Annotated in this window: 4 protein-coding genes; all 4 read right to left on the bottom strand. The window is 77.8% G+C overall.

Annotation, left to right across the window (positions count from 1 at the left end; translation table 11 throughout):
* Window positions 1–22: 22 nt before the first annotated feature.
* The 4 genes from OSB71_RS10545 to OSB71_RS10560 are packed head-to-tail and all read right to left on the bottom strand — an operon-like array spanning window position 23 to window position 22,915.
* The gene (locus tag OSB71_RS10545; RefSeq protein WP_265946835.1) at window positions 23–2,656 is read right to left on the bottom strand and encodes a type I polyketide synthase; all 2,634 of its coding nucleotides are present in this window, start codon (window positions 2,654–2,656) and stop codon (window positions 23–25) included.
* Window positions 2,657–2,679: 23 nt separating this feature from the next.
* The gene (locus OSB71_RS10550; RefSeq protein ID WP_265946837.1) at window positions 2,680–3,813 is read right to left on the bottom strand and encodes an adenine nucleotide alpha hydrolase family protein; all 1,134 of its coding nucleotides are present in this window, start codon (window positions 3,811–3,813) and stop codon (window positions 2,680–2,682) included.
* 56 nt (window positions 3,814–3,869) lie between these two features.
* Window positions 3,870–7,559: an amino acid adenylation domain-containing protein gene (locus OSB71_RS10555; RefSeq protein WP_265946839.1), complete on the bottom strand. Its 3,690-nt coding sequence runs from the start codon at window positions 7,557–7,559 to the stop codon at window positions 3,870–3,872.
* Complete coding sequence (locus tag OSB71_RS10560) at window positions 7,556–22,915, bottom strand: SDR family NAD(P)-dependent oxidoreductase (RefSeq protein ID WP_265946841.1); 15,360 nt, start codon at window positions 22,913–22,915, stop codon at window positions 7,556–7,558. Before OSB71_RS10560 ends, OSB71_RS10555 begins: the two co-directional genes overlap by 4 nt.
* Between the last annotated feature and the right edge of the window lie 83 nt (window positions 22,916–22,998).

Consider the following 22,998-nt stretch of genomic DNA (forward strand, 5'->3'; position numbering starts at 1 on the left):
GGTACCGCCGCGGGGAGGCCGGTCAGGCCGGGCTGCCGCCCTGCCGCGCCGCGGCCCGCCGCGCCCGGCGGGAGGTGCGGGCGTCGGCCGGGTCCGCCGCCGGAGCGGCCGGGTCCAGGCCCATCAGTTCGGCGAGGTTGTCCACGAAGGCGCGGATGGTGGGGAACTCCACGAAGGCGGTGGCCGGCACCGGGTGGTCCAGCTCCTCGCTGAGCTTGGCGACGACCTCGATGAGCACGAGCGAGTCCAGGCCCAGGTCGAACAGGTTGGTGTCCAGCGCCACCCGGTCGCGGCCGCCCAGCACCTGCCCGATCTCGCCGACGAGGTGGTCCGTCACCAGCTCCACGTTGCCGCAGTGGTCGGCCGGGTCGAAGCGGTCCAGGAGCCGCTCGCCGTCCCGCCCGGCCGGTGCCGGGTCCTGGACGCCGGGCTCGACCCAGTGGCGGCGCCGCTCGAAGCGGTGGGTGGGCAGCGGCACGCGGCGGACCTCCCGGCCCGCGTGCACGGCCGCGAAGTCCAGCGGGGCGCCCAGCACCCACTGGTCGGCGGCGAGCGCGAGCAGGTGGGCGAGGCCGCCGGGGGCGTCCTCGGCCGGGGCGAGGGGCACCGGGTGGCGGCCCTCCTCCGCGAGCGGCGCCGCCAGGGGCGGCAGCTCGCCGGTGGCGGTCCAGTGCTCGGCGTGCCCGCTCTCGTCCTCCGTCAGCCAGCGTCCGGTGCGCGGGGTGAGCACCGGCACCCGGGGCGGGGCGAACCGCTCGGGCACGGTGCCTTCGGCCAGGGCGAGCGCGTCCGCGGGCGAGAGGGCTCCGGTCAGGGCGGCGACGACGGCCAGGGCGGTTCCGGTGGCCGCGTACCCGGCCGGGCGCACGCCCCACCCGGTCAGCGTGCCGGCCAGGGCGTAGGCGTGGAGGAAGTCCGCGCGCGGCCCCGGCAGGGCGAGCGCGTCCGCCCCGCGCTCCGCCTGCCCCGCGGCGGCGACGCAGGAGTCGACGGCGTCCCGGTAGGCGGGCGTGGTGCGGTACAGCTCGGCGGCGTCGGCCGGGTCGGCCGCGGTGGGGGTCAGCACCAGCACCGGGGCGCTGGGTTCGGCGGCGGCCACGCCCTGGCGGAGCCGCTCCTCGTCGCCCAGGGCCAGCGCCATGGCCGCGTCGCGGGTGCTGCGCGCCACCAGCGCCAGCCGGTGCGGGTGGCCGCGCCGGCCCAGCCCCAGGGTCTGCGCGACGGCGGCGAGGTCGAGGTCGCGGTGCTGCTTGAGGTGGCGGGCGAGCGCGGCGGTGGCCTGGCGCAGCGCGGCCGGGGAGCGCGCCGAGAGCACGAGCAGCTCGCGCTCGGCCGCCTCGGGGGCGGCCGGGCGGGCGGGGGGCTCCTGGACGATGACGTGGGCGTTGGTGCCGCCGATGCCGAAGCTGCTGACCCCGGCCCGGCGCGGTCCGGACCCGGCGGGCCACTTGGTCGTCTCGGTGTTGACGAAGAAGGGGCCGGCCGCGAAGTCGATGTCCGGGTTGGGCTCGTTGTAGTGGAGGCTGGGGACGAGCGTGCCGTGCTCCAGCATCAGCGCCGTCTTGATCAGCCCGGCCATCCCGGCGGCGGTGTCGAGGTGGCCGACGTTGGTCTTCACCGAGCCGAGCGCGCAGAAGCCGGTGCCGTCCGTGCCCTGGCGGAAGGCCTCGGTGAGCGCCGCGACCTCGATGGGGTCGCCCAGCGGGGTGCCCGTGCCGTGCGCCTCGACGTACGTGACGCTCTCCGGCTCGACGTCCGCGACCTCCTGGGCGTCGGCGATCACCGCGGCCTGCCCGGCGATGCTCGGCGCGGTGTACCCGGTCTTGTGGGCGCCGTCGTTGTTGACCGCGGAGCCCTTGATGACGGCGTGGACCCAGTCCCCGTCGGCGAGCGCCTCCCCCAGTCGCTTCAGGACGAGGACGCCCGCGCCGCTGCCGATGACCGTGCCGCGCGCCTGGGCGTCGAAGGCCCGGCAGTGGCCGTCGGGGGAGAAGATCATCCCCTCCTGGTACTGGTACCCCTGCCCCTGCGGGCCCAGGTGCACGGCGCCGACCAGGGCGACGTCGCACTCGCCGCCCAGCAGGCCGAGGCAGGCGGTGTGCACGGCGACCAGCGAGGTGGAGCAGGCGGTGTTGATGTTGACGCTGGGGCCGCGGAGGTTGAGCTTGTAGGAGACCCGGGTGGCCAGGAAGTCCTTGTCGTTGGCGAGCATCAGCCGGTAGTGGTCGACGGAGGACGCGGCCCGGTAGCGGTCGCCGAGGTTGTGCAGCAGGTAGGTGTTCATGCCCGCGCCCGCGTACACGCCGATGTGGCCGTCGGTGCGGTCGGGGTCGTAGCCGGCCCGCTCCAGCGCCTCCAGCGAGCACTCCAGGAAGACCCGGTGCTGCGGGTCGAGGATCTCGGCCTCGTCGTGGGTGAACCGGAACAGCTCGGAGTCGAACATGTCGACGTCCTGGAGCCGCTGCCCGGCCTTCACGTAGCGCGGGTCGGCCAGGCGCTCGGCGGGTACGCCCGCGGCCAGCAGCTCCTCGTCGGTGTACCGGGTCAGCGTCTCGCGGCCGTCGCGCAGCACCTCCCAGAAGCGCTCGACGGAGTCGGCCCCGGGGAAGCGGCAGGCCATGCCGATGATGGCGATGTCGGAGTCGGAGTGCGTCATGGTGGTTCTCCCTACGGCGGGGCTCAGCTCAGGCGGATGCCGAGGTCGGCGGCGACGGAGCGCATGTCCAGAAAGCTCTGGGCGACGAAGCGGGCGGCGTCCTCGGAGGCGTCCATGCGCTGGAACAGGTCGACGAGGGTGGCCTCGTGCTCCGCCCGGTCCCCCTCGCCCGCGGCGATGGCCAGCACCACGTCCCCCAGGCGCTCCTCGACGTCGGCCAGGTCCAGCGAGCGGGGGAACTTGATGCTGAAGGTGTTGCGGTCGAAGTCCGCGTTGCGCTTGACCGACCGCACGTGGCTGGCCGCGTTGAGCTTGTAGAACATGCAGTCCCAGTTGCGGAACGAGTAGTAGTTCAGCAGCGGGAAGAGCGTGCAGTGGGTCTCCATCGGGGAGGACTGGTAGAGCCCCTTCTCGCGCAGTTCGGCCACGATGCGGTCGGGGTCGTAGTCGTGGCGCATGGCGATGAAGGGGAAGACGATCTTCGGGAGGTTCTCGTCCTCGTCGAAGAGCAGCTCCTCCAGCTCCCCGCCGAACAGCGTGTCGGTGAGCCGCTCGCCGAAGGTCTTGTAGAACCCGCGCACGATCTCGCGGACGTTGGACTCCATGGTGAGGATCTGCTGCGGGTCGGCGCAGAGCGCGATGTAGGGGATCTTGCGGCGGTAGGCCATGAGGATGGCGCGCAGCACGAAGAACGTCCGGCAGGAGACGCAGGGCAGCTTCTCGTCGAGGTACGCGCCGGGCTTCTTCGGCGCGGGCCGGTTGAACACCTCGCGCATCATCAGCTTGATGTTGTCGTCGTCGGCGTCCAGCACGAACGTCGCGGGGATCTTCTCCCGGGCCAGGGCGATGTTCTGCGCCGCGTGGACGCTCTCGAACGGCACGTCGAAGGTGAAGGCCAGCACCCGCTTGCCGTACTCGCCGACGAACTTGTCCAGCATGTAGGTGCTGTCCTTGCCGCCGCTGTACATGAACAGGCAGTCGTACTCCCCGGCGGCCGGCGGCGCCTGCTCGAACTCGGTGAACACCTCACTGGTGTAGCGGTAGTTGGTGAGCAGGTCCTCGGCGAAGTCCAGGTTGCAGAGGTTGCACACCTCCTGGTCGTCGAGGACCACCCCCGGGTGGGTGGCCTTGAGTGAGCAGATCCGGCAACGGGACACGGAACCCCCTGTGGTACCTGACGGGAATCGATGGGCGGAAGGCGGGACGGGGACGCTCACGTGCGCCCCCTGCGGCGGCCGCGGCGCTGGGCGAGGGCCGCGACGTTGCGGCCGCGGCGCTCCGGGGCCGGAGCGGGGGCCGGAGCCGCGTCGGCGTGGGGAGCGGTGGCGGCGGGGGCGGCTGGGGCTCCCGGGGCGGCGGTGGCTCCCGGGGCGGCGCGGTCGGCGGCGGCGCCGGTGGACAGGTGCGCGGCCATGGCCCGGACGGTGGGGTGCCCGAACATGTCCAGCCGGGTCACCGGCCGGCCCAGCCGCTCGCGCAGGCGGGCCACGACGGCGGTGAGCCGCAGGGAGTCGCCGCCCAGGTCGAAGAAGTTCTCCTCCGCCCCCACCGAGTCCAGGCCGAGGACCTCGCACCAGACGGCGGCGACCCCGCGCTCCAGCTCGGTGCGCACCGCGGCGGCGCTCCCCGCGACCCGGGCCGCGCCGGGCCGGGGCAGCGCCGCGCGGTCCGTCTTCCCGTTCGGCGTGAGCGGCAGCCTCGGCAGGACGACGACGGCGGCGGGCACCATGTAGCCGGGCAGCTCCGCGCGCAGCGCGGCCCGCAGGCCCGCCGGGTCCGCCGCCCGCGCCGTCGTCGTCGCGTAGGCCACCAGGCGGCGGTCGCCCGGCTGGTCCTCGCGCACCACGGCGACGGCGGCCGTGACCCCGGGCAGGCGCCGCAGCACGGCCTCCACCTCGCCCAGTTCGATCCGGTAGCCGTTGAGCTTGACCTGGCCGTCGACGCGCTCCAGGTGCTCCAGCCGCCCGTCGGGCAGGTACCGCACCAGGTCGCCGGTGCGGTAGGCGCGCGCGACGCCGTCGAGGCCGGTGACGAAGCGCTCGGCGGTGAGCTCCGGACGCCCCAGGTAGCCGTCGGCCAGGCCGTCGCCGGAGAGGTACAGCTCCCCCGGCAGCCCCGGCGGCACGGGCACCCCGCGCTCGTCGACGACGTGGCAGCCGGTGTTGCCGACGGGCCGTCCGACGGTGACCGGCGCGCCGGGCAGCACCCGCTCGACGGTCGACCAGATGGTGGCCTCGGTGGGCCCGTACATGTTGTAGAGCTCGCCGACGCGCGAGGCCAGCGCGTCGGCCAGGTCCGAGGGCAGCGGCTCGCCGCCGCACAGCGCGCGCAGCCCCGCGGCGCCCGCCCAGCCGGCGGTCAGCAGCATCCGCCAGGTGCTGGGCGTCGCCTGGAGCACGGTGGGCGCGGCCTGTTCGATCCGCTCCCGCAGCGCGAACCCGTCCGCGCAGACCTCGGCGGGCAGCACCTCCACCGTGCCGCCGCGCACCAGCGGCAGGTAGAGCTCCAGACCGGCGATGTCGAAGCAGACGGTGGTGAGCGCCAGCAGCGAGTCGCCGGACCCGAAGCCGGGGTGCCGGGCCATCGTCCACAGGAAGTTCACCAGCGCCCGGTGGCCCACCTGCACGCCCTTGGGGACGCCGGTGGAGCCGGAGGTGTAGATCACGTAGGCGGGTGCGCCCGGGTCCGAGCGGTCCACGGGCGCGGCCGGGGCCGCCTGCCCGGTGGCGCGGTCGCCTCCGCCTTCGCCCTCGCCGTCGCCCTCGCCGTGGCCTTCGGGCGCGCCGGGTCGGTCCACGAGGAGCGGGGTCACCGGGAAGTCGGCCACCGCGGCGTGCGAGGCGGCGTCCGTCAGCACCAGGCGGGCGCCGGAGTCCGCCAGCATGTGGCCGATCCGCGCGGGCGGGTAGACGGGGTCGAGCGGCACGTAGGCGGCGCCGGTCTTGAGCACCGCGAGCAGACCGACGACCAGCTCGGGCGAGCGCTCCAGGAAGACCCCGACCAGGGTGCCCGGCCCCGCGCCCCGGCCGATGAGGCGGTGGGCGAGGCGGTCGGCGGCCTCGTCCAGCTCGCCGTAGGTCAGGGTGCGCTCCGCGCAGCGCACGGCCGGGGCGTCGGGGGCCGCGCAGGCGATGTCGGTGACGAGCCGGGTCACGGTGCGCTCGCGCGGGTAGTCCTCGGCGGTGTCGTTCCACCGGCCGTCCAGCAGGTCCCGCTCCTCGGCCGTGAGAAGCGGGAGGGTGGCCAGCGGGCGCTCCGGCTCGGCGGCCGCGGCGTCCAGGAACCGCGCGAAGCGGGCGGCGAGCCAGGCGCGCTGGGCGGCCGGGACGCCGCCGTCGAACGCCACGGCGCCGTCGGCCCCGACCCGCACGGCGAGCGCGCGCCCACCGCCCCCGGTGGCGCCCCCGGTGGGCTCCGGGCCCGCGGCGGGATCCCCGCCCGCGGTGACGGCGTCCGGGGCGGCCTCGGCGCTCGCGGCGTCGGGGAGCAGGACCGCGACCGGCAGGGCGGCGGCGGCCGTGGCGGCGAGCGCCGGGTGGCGCAGCAGGGCGTCGCGGCGGTAGGGGGTGCGCGCGCGGACCGCGGTGACCTGCTCGTCCAGCAACCGGGCGAGGTCGGGCAGGGTGCGCTCCAGCAGCCCGTCCGGCGCCCGCAGCGGCACCTCGGCCGCGAGCAGGGCGCGGGCGGGGCCGTCCGCCGCCGGGGCGCCGGTGGGCAGGGCCACGTCCCGCTCGCCGGTGCGCGAGAGCCGCGCGAGGAAGGCCAGCACGGCGGCGAGCGCCGTCCGCTCGGGCGCCGGGTGCGCACCGCGCAGCCCGGGCGGGAGCGGGACGGGCCCGGTCGGCGCGGCGGGCGCGTCCACGGGGCCGAGCCGGGGCGGCAGGACGGGCCGCGGCTCGGCCAGCAGCGGCAGCCAGCGGCCCTCCTGGCGGTGTGCGGCGCGGCCGATGGCCACGAGGTCGGCGACCTGCTCGTCCGTCAGCGTCGGGAAGCGGCCCCCGTGGCGGCGGGCGACGGTGTCGGCGAGCGCGGCCGGGTCGAGCCGCTCGCCGGTCAGGGCGGACAGCGCGGTGAGCCGGACGTCGCGGTCGGCCGTCGCGACGGTGAGCGCGTGCGGCCCTGCCTCCACGACCGTCCCGGGCTCGGCGGTCGAGGGCCGGTCGACCACCTCGGCGCCCCCCACGGCCACCAGGTCGTCGCCGACGGCCAGCAGGGCGGTGCCGAAGTCGTTGCGCCTGCGCCCGAAGGCGGTCGCCCGGACGAGCGCGTCCAGCTCGGCGGCCGGGCGGCGCCAGTCGACCACGCCCGCGCGGGGCGGCCCGTCGTAGCGGCCGTGGTAGGTGCGCAGCCCGAGGTCCTGCGGGACGCGGGTGACGGTGCCGGCCGCCAGGGCGTCGATCAGCTCGGCGAAGGACTCGATGCCCGCGTCGAAGCACGCCACGTCCAGGTCGTGCACCGTCGCGGCCGGGTCCACGGGCACCGTGCGGCGCACCAGCACGTCACCGGTGTCGGCCTCGCCGGTCATGACGTGCCAGGTGACGCCGTGCCGCTTGTCGCCGTCCAGGATGGCCCAGCTCGTGGCGAAGAGCCCGGCGTGCCGGGGCAGCGGGCCGTCGTGGAAGTTGACCGGCAGCCGCGCGGGCAGCTCCAGCACCGCCTCCGGCAGCATCCGCAGGTTGGCCACGCTGAACAGGTAGTCGAAGCGCAGCGGGGCGAGGCGGTCGGCGAGGTCCGGGCCGAGGGGCACGGTGGGCAGGCCCTCGCCCTCCGCCCAGGCGAGCAGGTCGGGCGCCGGGGAGACCACGGCGACCACCGTGTGCCCGCGCTCCAGCAGGAGCCTGGTGCACTCCACGAGCAGGGCTTCCTCGCCCACCACCACGCAGTGGAACGGTTCGGCGGTCACTGTGCGCCTCCTTCGGGCTGCCCGTGCCGCGGCAGCAGTTCGGCCAGCAGTTCGTCCACGGCCGCGTCGGACAGGCCCGCGACCAGCCGCTCCACCTCGCCGCCACCCGGCGCCGCCCCGGGCTCCGGCTGCGGCGCCGTTTCCGGCTCCGGCTGCGGCTGCGGCTGCGGCTGCGGCTGCGGGGCGACGGCCGGGGTGGACGTGGCGCGGAAGTGCTCGGCGAGCTTGCGGATGGTGATGCGCTCGAACAGCAGCGTCGCGGGCTGCGGCCCGTAGCGCGGCTCCAGGGCCCGGGTCAGCTCCAGCACCAGCAGGGAGTCCACGCCGTAGTTCTCGAACGTGAGATCGGGGTCGAGCTGCTCCGGGTCCATCTCCAGGACGCGGGCGAACACGCCCGTGACGTGGGCCAGTACGTCGTCCGGGCCCTCGGGTCCGGCCCCGGGCGCGGCGGCCGGGGTGCTCGGCGCGGGCGGTGCGGCCGGGGCGCTCGGCGCGGCCGGTGCGCTCGGTGCCGCTGGTGCGGTGGCCGCCGTCCGGTCCCCCCGCTCCCCCGCGGGCACCACGCCGTCGCTGACGGCCGCGAACACGCTCTGGAACCCCGTCCCCGGGGCGTCGGCCGGGGTGCCGACGCTGATGTGGTGGAAGCCGGCGGCGGCCAGCACGTCGCGCCACTGCCGCTCGCTCGCCAGCGGCGAGCGCGGCAGCCGCTGCTCGGGGTCGGCGAACAGCCACCAGCCCGTCGTCAGGCCGAAGACGAGGGCGAGTTGGTGACGCGCCCGGGTGCCTTCGGTCAGCAGCAGCACCCCGCCGCCGCGCAGCAGCCGCTTGGCCCGCGCCACGGTGTCGCCGAGCCGCCGGGTCGCGTGGAAGACGTTGGTGCCGAACACCACGTCGTGGGCGCCGACGGGCACGCCCTGCCCGGCGGGGTCCGCCTCGACGTCCAGCGGCGCGAACCGCACGAACGGGTGGTCGGCCGCGAACCGGGCCCGGCCGCGGCGCAGCAGGCTCGGGGAGAGGTCGGTGAAGGTGTACTCCACCCGGGCCGCGTGGGGAGCCAGCGCGGCGAGCACCGCGGCGCTGGTGCCGCCCGTGCCGGCGCCGATCTCCAGGACCCGCACCCGGGCGCCGGGGTCGGCCGCGAGCCGGGCCTCGACCTGCTCGACGACGAGCCGGGCCACCTCCGCGTTGCACCGGTCGGTGACCGGGTCACCCTGGTAGACCGCCGCCACCCGGTCGGGCGAGCCGTCGGGGAACAGGATCTCCATGGCGCCCCGCCGCCCGGTGAGCACCTCGGGCAGCGCGGTCAGGCAGTCGCGCAGCAGGGTCAGCGCCGGGGCGACGCTCGGGTGCCCGGTGGCCAGCGCGTCGACGGACCGCAGCAGGTCCGCCTCGGCGTCGACGGGCCGCTTCCCCGGGCCGACCAGGCCGTCCTCGATCCGCAGGTGGTCGGAGTCGGCCAGGATGTCGAGCTGCGCCTGGAAGAGCGCGGCGTGCTCGGGCACGACGCCCAGCAGACCGCCCAGGCGTGCGCGGTCCGGTCGCCCGGCGACCCGCGCGAACAGCCCGGCCCGCTCCAGGGCGGCCGCCAGCAGGCGCGGGGCCAGCTCCTCCGCCCGCGCGACCGCCCGCTGGTGGTCCCGCAGCGCGCCGTCCGCCTCCGCGGCGTGGCCCGAGCGCACCGCGGGCAGCGCGGCCGGACGGGCGCCGGGCAGCACGGTCAGCGTCCGGTCCGGGCGCACACCCAGGGTGTCCAGGACGCGCTGGTCGGCCTCCAGGGCGAGCACCTGCGGCAACTCGGCGCCGAGCACCCGTTCCACCAGGGCCGCGCCGCGCTCCGCGCTCAGCGGCCGGACGCCCGCCGCGCGCAGCCGGGTCAGCGCCCGCTCGCGCTCCGGGTCGCCGCCCGCGTGCCAGTAGCCGAGGTTGAGCACCCGGACCGGGAAGGGCAGCGTGCGCGCGGCGTGCAGGGCGTAGGCGTCCGCGGCGGTGCAGCCCGCGGCGTAGCCCGCCTGCCCGTGGTTGCCGCCGAAGGCGACGCCGGAGGAGAGGAACAGCGCGAAGTCCAGCGGTTCGTCGCGGACGGCGCGCAGCACGCTCCAGGCGGTGTCGGCCTTGACGTCCAGCGCCGCGCGCAGCCCGGCCTCGGTCAGCTCCCGCAGCGGCTCGTTGACGAGCACCATCGCGGCGTTGACCACCCCGTGCAGGGCGCCGAACTCCCGCTTCGCGCGGTGCACGGCGGCGGCGAGGGCGGCCGGGTCGGTGGCGTCGGCGGACACGTAGTGCGCCCGCGCCCCGGCCGCCTCCAGCTCCGCGAGCGCCGCGCGCCGCCGCGCGTCCAGCGGGGCGCGTCCGACGACGACGAGCCGGGCCCGGTAGGTCCGCGCCAGGTGCCGGCAGAGGTCCCGGCCGACGGTGCCGAGCCCGCCGATCACCAGGTAGGTGCCGCCGTGCCGGAACCGGCTCGCGGTGGCGGGCAGTTCGACGCGCTCCAGCGTGCGCACGCGCCGCACGCCGGCGCGCAGCGAGACGGGCTCGGGGCGGGCCGCGAACGGCTCGGCCGCCACCAGCGGCGCGGCGTCGGCCGCCTCGCGGGCGCGCACGTCCACCAGCGCGGTGCGCAGGTGCGGGTACTCCTTGTCCGCGACCATCGCGAGTCCGGCCAGCGCGGCCGCCCAGGGGCGGGAGTCCTCGTCCGGCTCCAGCGGGTACACGTCGGTGGTGACGACCTTCAGGCCCAGCTCGCGGTGGAGCGCGCCGTGCCGGTCGAGGGCGCGCAGCAGGCGGAAGAGGGACACCGCGGTGCGGTCCAGGGCCGTGCGCACGGCCGCGGCGTCACCCGGTTCGGGGTCGTCGCCGGTGCCGAGGAAGTAGACCAGGTCCGGGCTCCCGAGGTCGGCCAGCGCCCGGTCCAGCTCGGCGTCGGCCAGGCCGCCGTCCGGGCCGGTGCCGACCGGCAGCCGCCGCACCCGGGCGGCGCGGTGGGCCTGGGCGATGCCGTCGGCCAGCTCGCCGTCCGGGCGGGCGCCCACCAGCAGCACGCGTTCGGCGTGCGGGGCGGTGCCCCCGGCGTCCCCGGCGCCCTCGGCGCTCCGCGCGGTCCACGCCGGGCGGTGGCCGACGACGGGCGACGGCTTGGCCTCGCGGTAGGCGAGCCCGACGACGCGGACCCGCACGGCCCCGGCGTCGTCCAGGAGCGCGACGTCGCAGCGGTCCCGGCCGGTCTCCCGGACGTGGGACCAGCCGCTCTCCGGGACCGGTCCGAACACCTCGACGCGGTCGGCGGCGAAGGGCAGCATCGGCCGCGCCCCCTCCCCGCGCCGCCGCGCCAGCAGCGCGGCCACGGTGTGCAGCGCGGCGTCCAGGACGCCCGGGTGCAGCGGGTGCCCGCCGCTCCCGGCGGCGCGGTCGTCGGCGGGCGCGGTGAGGCGGGCGAGCGCCTGGTCCGGGCCGGTCCACACCTGGTGGACGCGGCGGAAGAACGGTCCGTAGGGCAGGCCCTGGCCCGTCAGCAGGCGGTAGAACGCCGCGTGGTCCTGGCCCGCGTCGAGGCCGGACCGCAGCGCGGCGACGTCCACCGGCGCGGGCGCGGGCGGCGCGGCGACCAGGCGGCCGTGCGAGCGGACCGTGCCGTCCGGGCCCGCGACCTCGTACCGCTCGCCGTCGCGGCGCACCGAGACGGCGGTCGCCGGGCCCTCCCCGGCCAGCGGCGCGACCCAGCGCACGTCGGCGAAGGCCCGCCCGGTCAGGTCGCCGCACGCCTGGGCGACCAGGTCGAGGTGGCCGACGCCGGGGAGCAGCGGGCGGCCGTCGACGACGTGGTCGCGGAGCACCGGCGCGTCGGCCGGCAGCGTGCACCGCCACGGCTCACCGGAGCCCGGCGCGGGGGCCGCCGGGGCCGCCGGAGCGGCCACGGGGGTCGATCCGCCCGCCGGGGCCGGGGCAGCCGCCGGGGCCGGGGCAGCCGCCGGGGCCGAGCCGGTCGCCGGTGCGGGGGACGGCTCCAGCCAGTGGCGCACCCGCTCGAAGGGGTAGCCGGGCAGCGGTACGCGGCGGCGCGTGCCGGGGCGCAGGCGGTGCAGCAGGTCCCAGTCCACGGTGATGCCGGAGACCCACAGCCGCGCCAGGAGGCCGTCGTCCCCCGCGCGTATGCGCGCCGCCAGGAACTCCTCGCCGTCGACGCCCTGGGTGAACAGCTCCGCGAGCGGCGGGTGCTGGCCGACCCGGCCGCGCTGGAGCCACGGGCCGTCCTCGCCCCGGGCGACGGCGGCGAACCGCTCGGCGGCCTGCGCCACGTCGGCGGCCGTGAACGCCAGGCGCTCGGCCAGCGGCTCGCGGCCCACGCGCAGGGTGTGGCCGACGTCCGCGAGCCGGAGCGGCTCGGGGCCGGAGGGCTCGGCCAGGGCCCGGGCGAGCCGGTCCGCGTACTCCCGCAGCCGCCGCTCGTCGCGGGCCGAGAGGACCAGGAGCTCGGGCGCGGCGGCCGGGGCGGCGGCGGGCCCGGGGGCCCGGTACTCCTCGACGATCACGTGGGCGTTGGTGCCGCCCGCGCCGAAGGAGCTGACGGCGGCCCGGCGCGGCAGCGGCCGGCCGTCCGCGTCCCGTGGCTCCGGCCAGTCCCGGGTGGTGCGCTGGAGGGTGAACGGGGAGCGGGTGAAGTCGATGACGGGGTTGGGCTCGTCGGCGTGCAGGGTGGGCAGCAGCGTGGCGTGCCGCAGTTGCAGCACGGCCTTGGTGAAGCCCGCGATCCCGGCGGCGCCCTCCAGGTGCCCGATGGCCGACTTCACCGAGCCCAGGGAGCAGAACCCGGTGTCGCCGGTGTGTCCGGCGAAGGCCTGCGCGAGCGCGGTGTGTTCGATGGGGTCGCCCAGGGCCGTCCCGGTGCCGTGCGCCTCGACGCAGCCGATGCTGCGGGCGTCGACGCCCGCGGCGGCCAGCGCCTGCTCGATCAGCGCCTGCTGGGCGTGCGGGTTGGGGACGGTGTAACCGCTGGTGCGGCCCCCGTGGTTGACGGCGGTCGCCCGGATGACGGCGTGCACGGTGTCGCCGTCCCGCTCGGCCTCCGAGAGCCGCTTGAGCAGCACGGCACCGACGCCCTCGCCGGGCACGTAGCCGTCCCCGCCCGCCCCGAAGGCCCGGCAGCGGCCGTCGGTGGAGAGCATGGACTTCCGGCTGAGGTGCACGTACTTGTCCGGGTGGACCGCGACGTTGACGCCACCGGCCAGCGCGTAGGAGCACTCGCCGCGCCGGATGCTCTCGCACGCTTGGTGCAGGGCCACCAGGGAGGCCGAGCAGGCGGTGTCGACGACGACGCTCGGTCCGCGGAAGTCCCCGAAGTAGGAGACCTGGTTGGCGATGGCGGACCGGTTGGCCAGCACCACCTGGTGGTTGCCGCGCGCCGACTCGGTGGCGGCCAGCACGGCGTAGTCGTCCCACATCACGCCGACGAACACGCCCACGTCGTGGCCCTGGCCGCCGAAGCGCGGGGCGGGGATGCGCGAGGGCGGGTAGCCCGCGTGCTCCAGCGCCGACCAGGCGGTCTCCAGGAACAGCCGCTCCTGCGGGTCCATCGAGCGGGCCTGCTTGGGGGAGATCTGGAAGAACAGCGAGTCGAAGGCGTCGACGTCGTCGAGGAACCCGCCCCAGCGGCCGTAGCTGCGGCCCGGCGCGGCGGGGTCGGGGTCGAACAGGGCGTCGGCGTCCCACCGCTCGGCCGGGACCTCGCCGACCGCGTCCCGCCCGGCGGCCAGGTTGCGCCAGAACTCGTCCAGGTCGCCGGCCTGCGGGTAGCGCCCGCTGAGCCCGATGACGGCGATCGGCTCGTCGGCGGGGCGCTCCGGGGCCACGGCGGGCGCGGAGCGGGGCACGGGCGGCGCCGGGGCGCGCGGGGCGGGGGGCGGCTCCGGCTCGGTCCGCGCCGCGCCGGTCCCCGCCCCGCCGGGGGCGGTGACGGGCGCGGGGAAGAGCCGGGCCACGTCCTCGGCGTGCTCGGCGAGCAGGTGGTCGGCCAGCTCCGCGACCGAGCGGTACTCGAAGAACACGGTGCCGCGCAGGTCGGGGAAGTCCCGGCCCAGCACGGTGTTGGCCTCCATCACCAGCACCGAGTCCATGCCGTAGCCGTCCAGCGGGGCCCGGCTGTCCAGCCGGGCGACGGGCAGCCTGAGCACCTCCGAGAGCGCGCCGCGCAGGTGTTCCACGAGCCGCTCCCGGCGCTCCGCCAGCGCCCGGGCGTCCGACGCCCCGGCCTCCGCCACGTCGACCGACGCGGAGCCGGCGGACGCGGACACGGCGGGCACGGCCGACGCGGCGCCCGGGGGCGGCGCGTCGGGTGCCGCGGCGTCGGTCAGCGCGGCGTCCAGCGTCGCCGCGTCGCCCCAGGCGGGCACCAGCCACGGCGTCGCGGCGTCGAAGGAGCGGGTGAACAGCTCCAGCCCGGCGTCCGTGCCGAGCGCCCGCATGCCGGTGCGCCGGGTGTACGCGGTCAGCTCGGCCTCCCGCACCAGTCCGTCCACGCCGCCCGCCGACCACAGCGGCCAGGCCAGCGCGAGGCTGCGCCCGTGCCGCTCGCCGCGCCGCACCCAGGAGTCGCGCAGGACGGTGTAGAGGTCCGCGAACCGGTTCGCGGTGGCGTAGCTGGCGGCGCCGAAGTCGCCGACCAGGGAGGAGACGGAGGAGAAGACGCAGAACAGGTCGAGCGTGTCGTCCCGGGTGAGCTGGTCGAGCAGCACCAGGCCGCGGGCCTTGGCGGCGAGCACCCGCGCGAACCGCTCGCGGTCGCCGTCGGTGGCCCGGCCGTCGTCGGCCACGCCGGCCAGGTGGAAGACGCCGTGCGGCGCGCCGAACCGCTCGCGGGCCCGGGCGAGCGCGGCGGCGAGCGCGGTGCCGTCGGTGACGTCGGCGCGCACCGCCAGCACCCGCGCCCCGTCCCGCTCCAGCGCGCGGTGCCAGGAGCGGGCCGCCTCGTCCGGCGCGGAGCGGCCGACCAGCACCAGCCGGGCCCGGCAGGTGCGGGCCAGGTGCTCGGCCAGCAGACGGCCGAGGGCTCCGCCGCCGCCGGTGACGACGTAGACGCCCTCCTCGCGCAGCGGCGGCCCGGCGGCGGCGGGGGCGGTGTCGGTGTCGGGTGCTGCCGGCACCGCGCACAGCGCCCGCACCTCCCGGCGGCCGTCCGCCGTGCGGCGCACCTCCCGGCCCGCCGCCCGGGCGGCGGCGCGCAGTTCGGCGGTGAGCGCCGCGGCGAGCGCGGCGGCGGGGGCCGCCGCGTCGACGCCGAGGGTCAGCAGCTCCAGGCGCGGGGCCGCGGCGGCGGTGGACCGGGCGAATCCGGCCAGCGCCGCCCACTCGGGCCGGTCCTCGCCGTCCCCGCCCGGGTGCGCCAGCAGGCACCGCACCCGGCCCGGCAGGGCGCCGGATGCCACGTCGCGGACCACGTCGAGCAGGGTGAAGCAGGCGTCGTCCAGGCTCGTGTCCAGGGCGGCGGTGCCGGTGCCGTCCGGGCGGCAGGCGGGCGGTGCGGTGAGCGGGTCCAGGTAGGCCACGTCCAGGCCGTCGGCGTCCGCGAGGTCCGCGAGCGCCGCGCCCCGGGCCCGGCCGTCCCCGGGCACGGCGACGACCCGCCGCCACACCCCGCTCTCGGCCAGGGCCGCGCGCAGCTCGGGCGTCCCGCCGAGCACGGCGAGCGTCGCGGCGACCGGGCCGGGCTCCGGCTCGGCGGCGGGGCGCCAGTACGGCGCGTAGAACCGCGCTCCCTCCGGCGTGCCCGCCCCGGTCGCGTCCTCCGGCGCGGCGGACCCGGTCGCGTCCTCCGGCGCGGCGGACCCGGTCGCGTGCTCCGGCGCGGCGGCGGGCGGGCGTCCGGCGAAGTCCCGGGCCACGGCGAGGACCGCCCCGTGCTCGTCGTACACCGTCAGGTCGAAGCGGCGGACGCCGCCCGCCTCGCCCACCAGGCGGGCGTGCGCCCAGCAGGCGGCGGGGAGCGGGGCGTGCACGGTCAGCTCGCCCAGGCTGAAGGGCACCGCCAGTTCGCCGGGCGCCGGGGCGGTCTCGCGCCCGGCCCAGTGGCAGGCGCGCAGGGCCCCGTCGAGCAGGGCGGGCGGCAGGTCGGACGCCGGCTCCCCGGGCGGCGCCGTCAGCCGCACCAGGGCCTCCCCCGGGCCGCCGCGCACCTCGTCGACGACCTGGAAGGACGGGCCGTAGGCGAAGTGGGCCGCGGCGTAGTCGGCGTAGACGGCGCTCCGGTCGCGGACGGGGGCGAGCCGGGCGCGCAGCGCGGCCAGGTCGGCGGCGGGCCCGGGGTCGGGCGCGGGCACGGCGGCGCCCCTGGCGTGCACGGTCCGGGCGCCGTCGGCCCCGGTGAACACCTCGAAGGCCAGTCGGCCGGCCCCGGGGCGGAAGGAGACGCGCAGGTCGAGCCGTCCCTCCGGGAGTTCGACGGGACGGCCCCACACCACGTCGCGCAGCGCGTGCCGGACGCCCGGCTCGGCGAGGTGGGCGGCGGCCCGGACGAACGCGAGCGTGGCCGCGCCGGCCAGCAGCGGCCTGCCCTCGATCACGTGGTCCCGCAGCAGGGCGTCGTCCGCGCGCAGTGTCGTGCGGAACCGCAGCCCGTCGACCGTGGACTCGTTGGCGTCCACCAGCGGGTGCGGGCCGGCGGGCTCCGGCGCGGCCCCGGAGGCCGGCCGTGCGGCGGGGGCGCCGCCGGGCAGCCGGTCGGGGTCGAGCGGAATCCAGTACCGCTCCGGGGCGAACGGGTACAGCGGCGCGCGGACCCGGCGCGGCGCGGGGCCCGGCCGGTCGGCGTGCCAGGCGGCCCAGTCCACGTCCGCGCCCGCCAGCCACCGTTCGGCCCGCTCGGCCAGCGGTCCGCCCCCGGGCGCCCGCGGCGGCTCGGGCGGGGGGCCGCCGTCGGCGTAGCGGCGCAGGGCGGCCAGCAGTTCGGCGCCGTCGTCGGTGAGCACCGCGAGCCGAACCTCCAGCGGCTCGCGCCCGACCTGCGTGGTGTAGCAGAGGTCGGCCAGCGGCACGTGCTCGGTGGTCAGGAACCGCGCCGCCCGGTCGGCGTAGGCGCGCAGCCGCTCCTCGTCGCGGGCGGACAGCAGGAACAGCACCGGTTCGGCGGCGCGCTGTTCGGCGGCGGGCGCGGCGGCGCGCGGATCGCGGCGCGCGGACTCCTCCAGGACCAGGTGGGCGTTGGCGCCGCCCGCGCCGAAGGAGCTGAGCGCGGCCCGGCGCGGCCGCTCGCCGTCGGCCCAGGCGCCGCGCTCCCGCTGCACGCGGAACGGCGAGCGGTCGAAGTCGATGTTGGGGTTGAGCCGGTCGGCGTGGAGCGACGGCACCAGGGTGCGGTGCTCGAACTGGAGCAGCACCTTGGTCAGTCCGGCCATGCCGGCCGCCGACTCCAGGTGGCCGACGTTGGACTTGACGGAGCCGATGGGCCAGTGGCCGGGGCCGGCCCCGGCGGCGCGGTAGGCGGCGGTGAGGCCGGTCAGCTCGATCGGGTCGCCCAGCGCGGTCCCGGTGCCGTGCGCCTCGACGTAGCCGATCTCCTCCGGCGCGACCCCGGCCCGCTCCAGGGCGGCGGTGACGACGCGCTGCTGCGCGCGCGGGTTGGGGACGGTGTAGCCGTTCGTCTTCGCCCCGTGGTTGACGGCGCTGCCGAGGATGACGCCGTGGATGCGGTCGCCGTCGGCCAGCGCCCGGCGGTAGGGCTTGAGCAGGACGGCGCCGACCCCCTCGCCGGGCACGTAGCCGTCGCCGCCCTCACCGAACGCGCGGCAGCGGCCGTCGGAGGACAGGAACCGGCCCTGGCTGAGAAAGGCGTACTTGTAGGGGTGCAGGGAGACGTTGACGCCGCCCGCGATCGCCAGCTCGCTCTCCCCGCGCCGCAGGCTCTCGCAGGCGAGGTGGATCGCCGTCAGCGAGGAGGAGCACATGGTGTCCAGGGCCAGGCTGGGCCCGGACAGGTCGAGCGCGTAGGAGACCCGGTTGGCGATGGTGGCGAACGACGAACCGGTCAGCGCCCGGCCGCCGCGCAGCACGTCCAGCGCCCCGTGGAACTGGTACTCGCCGTACATGACGCCGACGTAGACGCCCACCGGGCGGCCGGCCAGCTCCGCGCGGCGGTACCCGGCGTCCTCCACCGCGTGCCAGGCGTTCTGCAGGAACAGGCGCTCCTGCGGGTCCATCACCTCGGCCTGGCGCGGGGAGATGCCGAAGAACAGCGGGTCGAAGCGGTCCACGTCGCGCAGGAAGCCGCCCCAGCGGGTGTGCGCCCGGGCGGGCGTGGCCGGGTCGGGGTCGTACCAGCGGGTGGCGTCCCAGCGGTCGTCGGGGATCTCGGTGACGCAGTCGCGGCCCTGGAGCAGATTGGCCCAGAACTCGTCGAGGTCGTCGGCGAGCGGGTACCGCCCGGCGATGCCGACGACGGCGACGGCCTCCTCGCCCGCCGGGGTGTCCGCGAAGCCGGCGTCCGCCGCGAAGCCGGCGTCCGCCGCGAAGCCGGCGTCCGCCGCGGACCCGGCCTCGCGCGGCGCGGCGGCCGTCGCGGCGGCGGGGCGCGCGGGAGCGGACTCCGGCGCGGCGGCGCGGGCCGCGGTGCCGGACCGGCCGGCCGGGACGGGCGCGGGGCGCAGCGCGGCGGCGTGGTGCTCGGCGAAGTACGCGGCCAGCTCCGCGAGCGTGGCGTACTCGAAGAACAGCGTCTTGGACAGTCCCTCGAAGCGGCGTTCGAGCTCCCGGTTGAGCCGGGTGATCATCAGCGAGTCGATGCCGTAGCGCTCGAAGGGGGCGTCGGGCAGGAGCTCCCCGGCCGCCAGCCCCGTCTCGGCCGCGATCAGCTCGCCCAGCATGCCTAGGGCGTCGGCGTGCGGGTCGGCCCCGGCGTCCGGGTCCGCGTCGGCACCGGCTCCGGAGCCGCCGCCCTCGGCCGCGCCGCCGGGCGCGGGGGCCGTCGGCGCCGGAGCCGCCTGGGCGGTGACCGGAGCGGTGAGGGTGTCGGTGATGCGCGCGGTGTCGCCGTAGGCGGCCACGAGGGCGCCCGAGGCGCCCAGCGCCCGCCCGAGCAGGTCGAGGCCGGTCTCGGTGGGCAGGACGCCGAAGCCGGTGCGGGCGGCGAGGTCCTCGGCGGCCTCGGCGGTCTGGCGCATGCCGCCCTCGGCCCACATCGGCCAGGCGACGGAGACCAGCCCGGCCCGGTGCCCGGACGGCGCCCGGTGCCGCTCGGCGTAGGCGTCGAGGAAGGCGTTGGCGTAGGCGTAGTCGCTCTGCCCGGCGCTGCCGACGTGCGCGGCGATGGAGGAGAAGGCGACGAAGAAGTCCAGCGGGTCGTCGGCGGTGGCCGCGTCCAGCGCGCGCAGGCCCGCCACCTTGGGGGCCAGCACGGCGTCGAGGTCCGCGTCGGACTTGGTGAGCGCGAAGCCGTCGCGCAGCACCCCCGCGGCGTGGACGACGCCGTGCAGCGGGCCGGACTCCTCCCGCACCGCGTCCAGGCACGCGGTGAGCGCTGTGGCGTCGGACACGTCGACGGCGCGGTAGACCAGCCGCTCGTCCAGCGCGGGGCCGCCCGGCTCCGCGCCGCGCCCGAGCAGCACCACGCGCGCGTCCGCCCGGCCGAGCAGCCACTCGGCCACGCGGCGGCCCAGGCCCCCCGCTCCCCCGGTGACGAGGTAGTGGCCGCCGTCGCGGACGGCCACCGGCGCGGCGGACGGCAGCGGGGCGACGCCGGGCAGCTCCCGCCCGGCCGCGGTGTGCCGCACCTCCGGTTCGGCGCCCGGGGCGGCCAGTTCGGCGGCGAGCGCGGCGGCCTCGGCCACGCCGTCGGCCAGTCCGACGGCCTGCACGGCCAGCAGCGGGTTCTCCGCGCGCACGGCGCGGGCGAAGCCGGCCAGCGCGGCGCGCTCGGGGTGGGCTCCGGCCGGGTCGTGCCGGTGCAGGAGCAGCACCCGCACCGGGTGGGTCACCCGCGCGCGCAGCAGCCGCCGCACCAGGGCGAGCGCCTGGGCGGGCCCGGGCTCGTCCACCACGAACAGGGCCGTGTCCGCGGGCGGCTCGGCCTCCGGGGGCACGGCGGTGACCTCCTCGGCCCCCAGCGCGGTGAGCGTGTCGGCCAGCCGGGTCCGGCGCTCCGCGTCGGCCGCGACGACGGCGGCGCGCGGCACGGTGACCGACCGCGCGGCGCCCGCGCCGTCGGCCCCGGCGCCGTCGGGGTGCGCCGGGGCGGCGGACCAGCGGCGGGCCAGCAGGGCGGGGCCGGTGGAGCCGCCCAGCACCCGCACGGTGAGGTCGCCCAGCCGGGCCAGCACGGCTCCGTCGGCGTCCAGCACGGTCAGCTCGGCGCGGGCCGAGCGGGCGCCGAGCCGTCCGGTGCGCACGTGCACCCAGCAGGCCCCGGTGACCGGGGCGTGCACGGTCAGCTCGCCGAGCGCCAGCGGCAGGAAGCCGTCGGCGGCCGGGCCGTAGGAGCGGTCCAGCAACACCACCAGGGCGTGCAGGGCGCCGTCCAGCAGGGCGGGGTGGAGCACCGCGCCGTCCAGCGCGGCGCCGTCCGGCACCGCCAGCAGGGCCAGCGCCTCGTCCTCGCCGAGCGCCACCTCGGTCAGCGCCCGCATGCGCGGCCCGTAGTCCAGGCCCCGCGCGCGCAGCGCGGCGTAGCAGGCGTCGTGCGGCACGGTGTCGGCGCAGCGGTCGGCCACCGCGCCGACGTCGCGGGGCTCCGGCCGCTCGGCGGCTCCGGTGCGCAGCCGCCCGGCGGCGTGGACGCGCTCGCCCTCGGTGACCTCGAAGCCGACCCCGTCGCCCGCGCGCCGCACGGAGACCAGCGCGGTGCGCGGCCCCCCGGCGTAGGAGAGCAGGGCGTCGAAGGAGACGTCGCGCAGGTGGACGGGGCCGCCGCAGGCCAGCTCCCCGGCCGCCCTGGCCAGTTCGAGGAAGCCGACGGCCGGCATCACCGGCTCACCGGCGACCCGGTGGTCGGCGAGGTAGAACTCGGTGCCGGTGCGGGCACTGCGGTAGGCGACCGCGTCCAGGGTGGACACGTTCTCGTCCAGCATCGGGTGCGGCCCGTGCCCGTCGCCGGGAGCCGGGGCGGCCGGGGCGGCCCCCGCGGCCGGGGCGGCCGCCGTGTCCCGGGCCTCCGCGCCGGTCATCCAGCAGCGGCGGCCCTCGAAGGGGTAGGTGGGCAGCGGCACCCGGCCGCGCTCCTCGCCGGCGAACCAGGCGACCCAGTCCACGTCGGCCCCGGCGGCCCAGGCACGGCCGACGGCCTCCCACAGCCCGTCGGCGGCGCCCAGGACCAGGCCGTGCGGCTCCTCCGCGGCGCCGCGCAGCGCGATGCCGTCCCCGCGCGCGGCGTCCCCCCGCACGGCGTCCCCGCGCGCGGCGTCCCCGCCGTCCGCCGGGCGTCCGGGGCCGGTCGCGGGCTCGTCCGCCCCGAGCCGGGCGGCACCGTCGGCCAGGGGCAGCGCCCCCGTGACGCAGGCGGCGGCCAGGGCGGCGGCCCCGTCGCCGTGGACGGCCGAGGGACGCAGGCCCCAGCCCAGCCAGCACCGGCCCAGCGCGTACTGGAGCGCGAACGCCTGGCCGCGCTCCCCGTGCGCGTCCGCGCCCGCGGCCAGCGCCGCCGCGTGGTGGGTGGCGAAGGCCGGTTCGGCGGCGCACCACCGGGCGGCCAGCTCCGCGGCGTCGGCCACCCGCTCGGTGAAGGCGAACACCGGCGGCCGGGACGTCGGCGCTCCGGGAGCGGGGGCGGCGCGCAGCGCGTCGGCGAGCGCCGCGGGGTCGCCGCCGTAGACGGCGAGCCGGTACTCGTGGGCGCGGCGGCCGACGGCGAGGGTGTAGGCGACGTCGGCGAGGTCGGCCGGGGCGGCGCCGCCGAGGTGGTCGGCGAGCTCGTCGGCGGCGGTGCGCAGCGCGCTGGGCGTGCGGGCGGAGACGACCAGGACCTGCGCCGGACGCGAGTCGCCGGTGGCCGGGGCGGGCGGCGCCTCCTCCAGCACGGCGTGCGCGTTGGTGCCGCCGATGCCGAAGGAGCTGACCCCGGCGCGCAGCGGGCCCGGGGCCCGCCACGGCGCGGTGTCCGTGCTCACCCTGAAGGGGCTGCGCGCGAAGTCGATGGCCGGGTTGGCCGTGTGGTGGTTGAGCGTGGGCACCAGGGTGCCGTGCCGCATCATCAGCGCGGTCTTGATGACGCCGGCCACGCCCGCGGCGGCGTCCAGGTGCCCGATGTTGGACTTGACCGAGCCGATGGCGCAGAAGCCGGTGTCGGCGGTGGCGGCCCGGAAGGCCTTCGTCAGCGCCGAGACCTCGACCGGGTCGCCCAGCCGGGTGGCGGTGCCGTGCGCCTCCAGGTAGGTGATCGTGCGGGGGTCGATCCCGGCCACCGCGTGCGCCTCGCGGATGACGGCGCTCTGCCCGGCCGCGCCGGGGGCGGCGAAGCTGACCTTGCCGGAGCCGTCGTTGTTGGTCGCCGTGCCCTTGATCACCGCGTGCACGGTGTCCCGGTCGGCGAGCGCGTCCCGCAGCGGCTTGAGGACGAGCACGCCCACGCCGTTGCCGAGCACGGTGCCGCTGGCCTCGGCGTCGAAGGTGCGCACGTGCCCGTCCCGGGACAGGATCGCCCCGTCCTCGTACAGATAGCCCTTGGTCTGCGGCAGTTTGACGGTGACGCCACCGGCCAGGGCCATGTCGCACTCGCCGTTGACCAGCCCCTGGCAGGCCAGGTGCAGCGCCACCAGGGAGGTGGAGCACGCGGTCTGCACGGTGTAGCTGGGGCCCTTGAGGTCGAGCTTGTAGGACAGCCGGGTGGCCAGGAAGTCCTTGTCGTTGCCGACCATCACCGCGAAGTGGCGGGAGGTGGTCGTCTGGTCGACGTTCGGCAGGACCTGCTGCTGGAGGTAGGTGTTGATGGCCGCGCCCGCGTAGACGCTGATCAGCCCGTCGAACCGGGCCGGGTCGTAGCCCGCGTGCTCCAGGGCGGCGTGCCCCGCGGTGAGCAGCACGCGGTGCTGCGGGTCGGTGAACTCCGCCTCGGCCGGGGTGAACTCGAAGTACCCGGTGTCGAAGAGGTCCACGTCGGGGATGACGCCGTGCGCGGGCACGTAGCCGGGGTCGTCCAGCAGCGCCGCGGGGACCCCGGCCGCCGCCAGCTCCGCGCGGCTGAAGCGCCGGATGCCCTCGCGGCCCTCGCTGAGCAGGCTCCAGAAGGCGTCCAGGTCGTCGGCGCCGGGGAAGCGGCCGGCCATGCCGACGATCGCGATGTCCGTGTCGGCGACCTCCAGGTCGGCGATCGCCGTCTCGGCGCTCTCCGGCCCGGTGGTTCCCGGCCCGGTGATCTCCTGGCCGCTGTGGCCGTCGGGGCTGCTCACTGGCCCAAACTCTCCTCTTCCGTTCGCCGCGCCCCTGCGGGGTGCGGCGGCGTGCTTGCGCGTCGGTGCGGACGCCTGGCCGC

This window comes from Streptomyces marinisediminis (assembly GCF_026262575.1).
In the GTDB taxonomy this organism is placed as follows: domain Bacteria; phylum Actinomycetota; class Actinomycetes; order Streptomycetales; family Streptomycetaceae; genus Streptomyces; species Streptomyces marinisediminis.

Excerpts from the sequence above, each read along its gene's own strand:
- OSB71_RS10545 (WP_265946835.1), bottom strand. The coding sequence starts at position 2,656 with ATGACGCACTCCGACTCCGACATCGCCATCATCGGCATGGCCTGCCGC.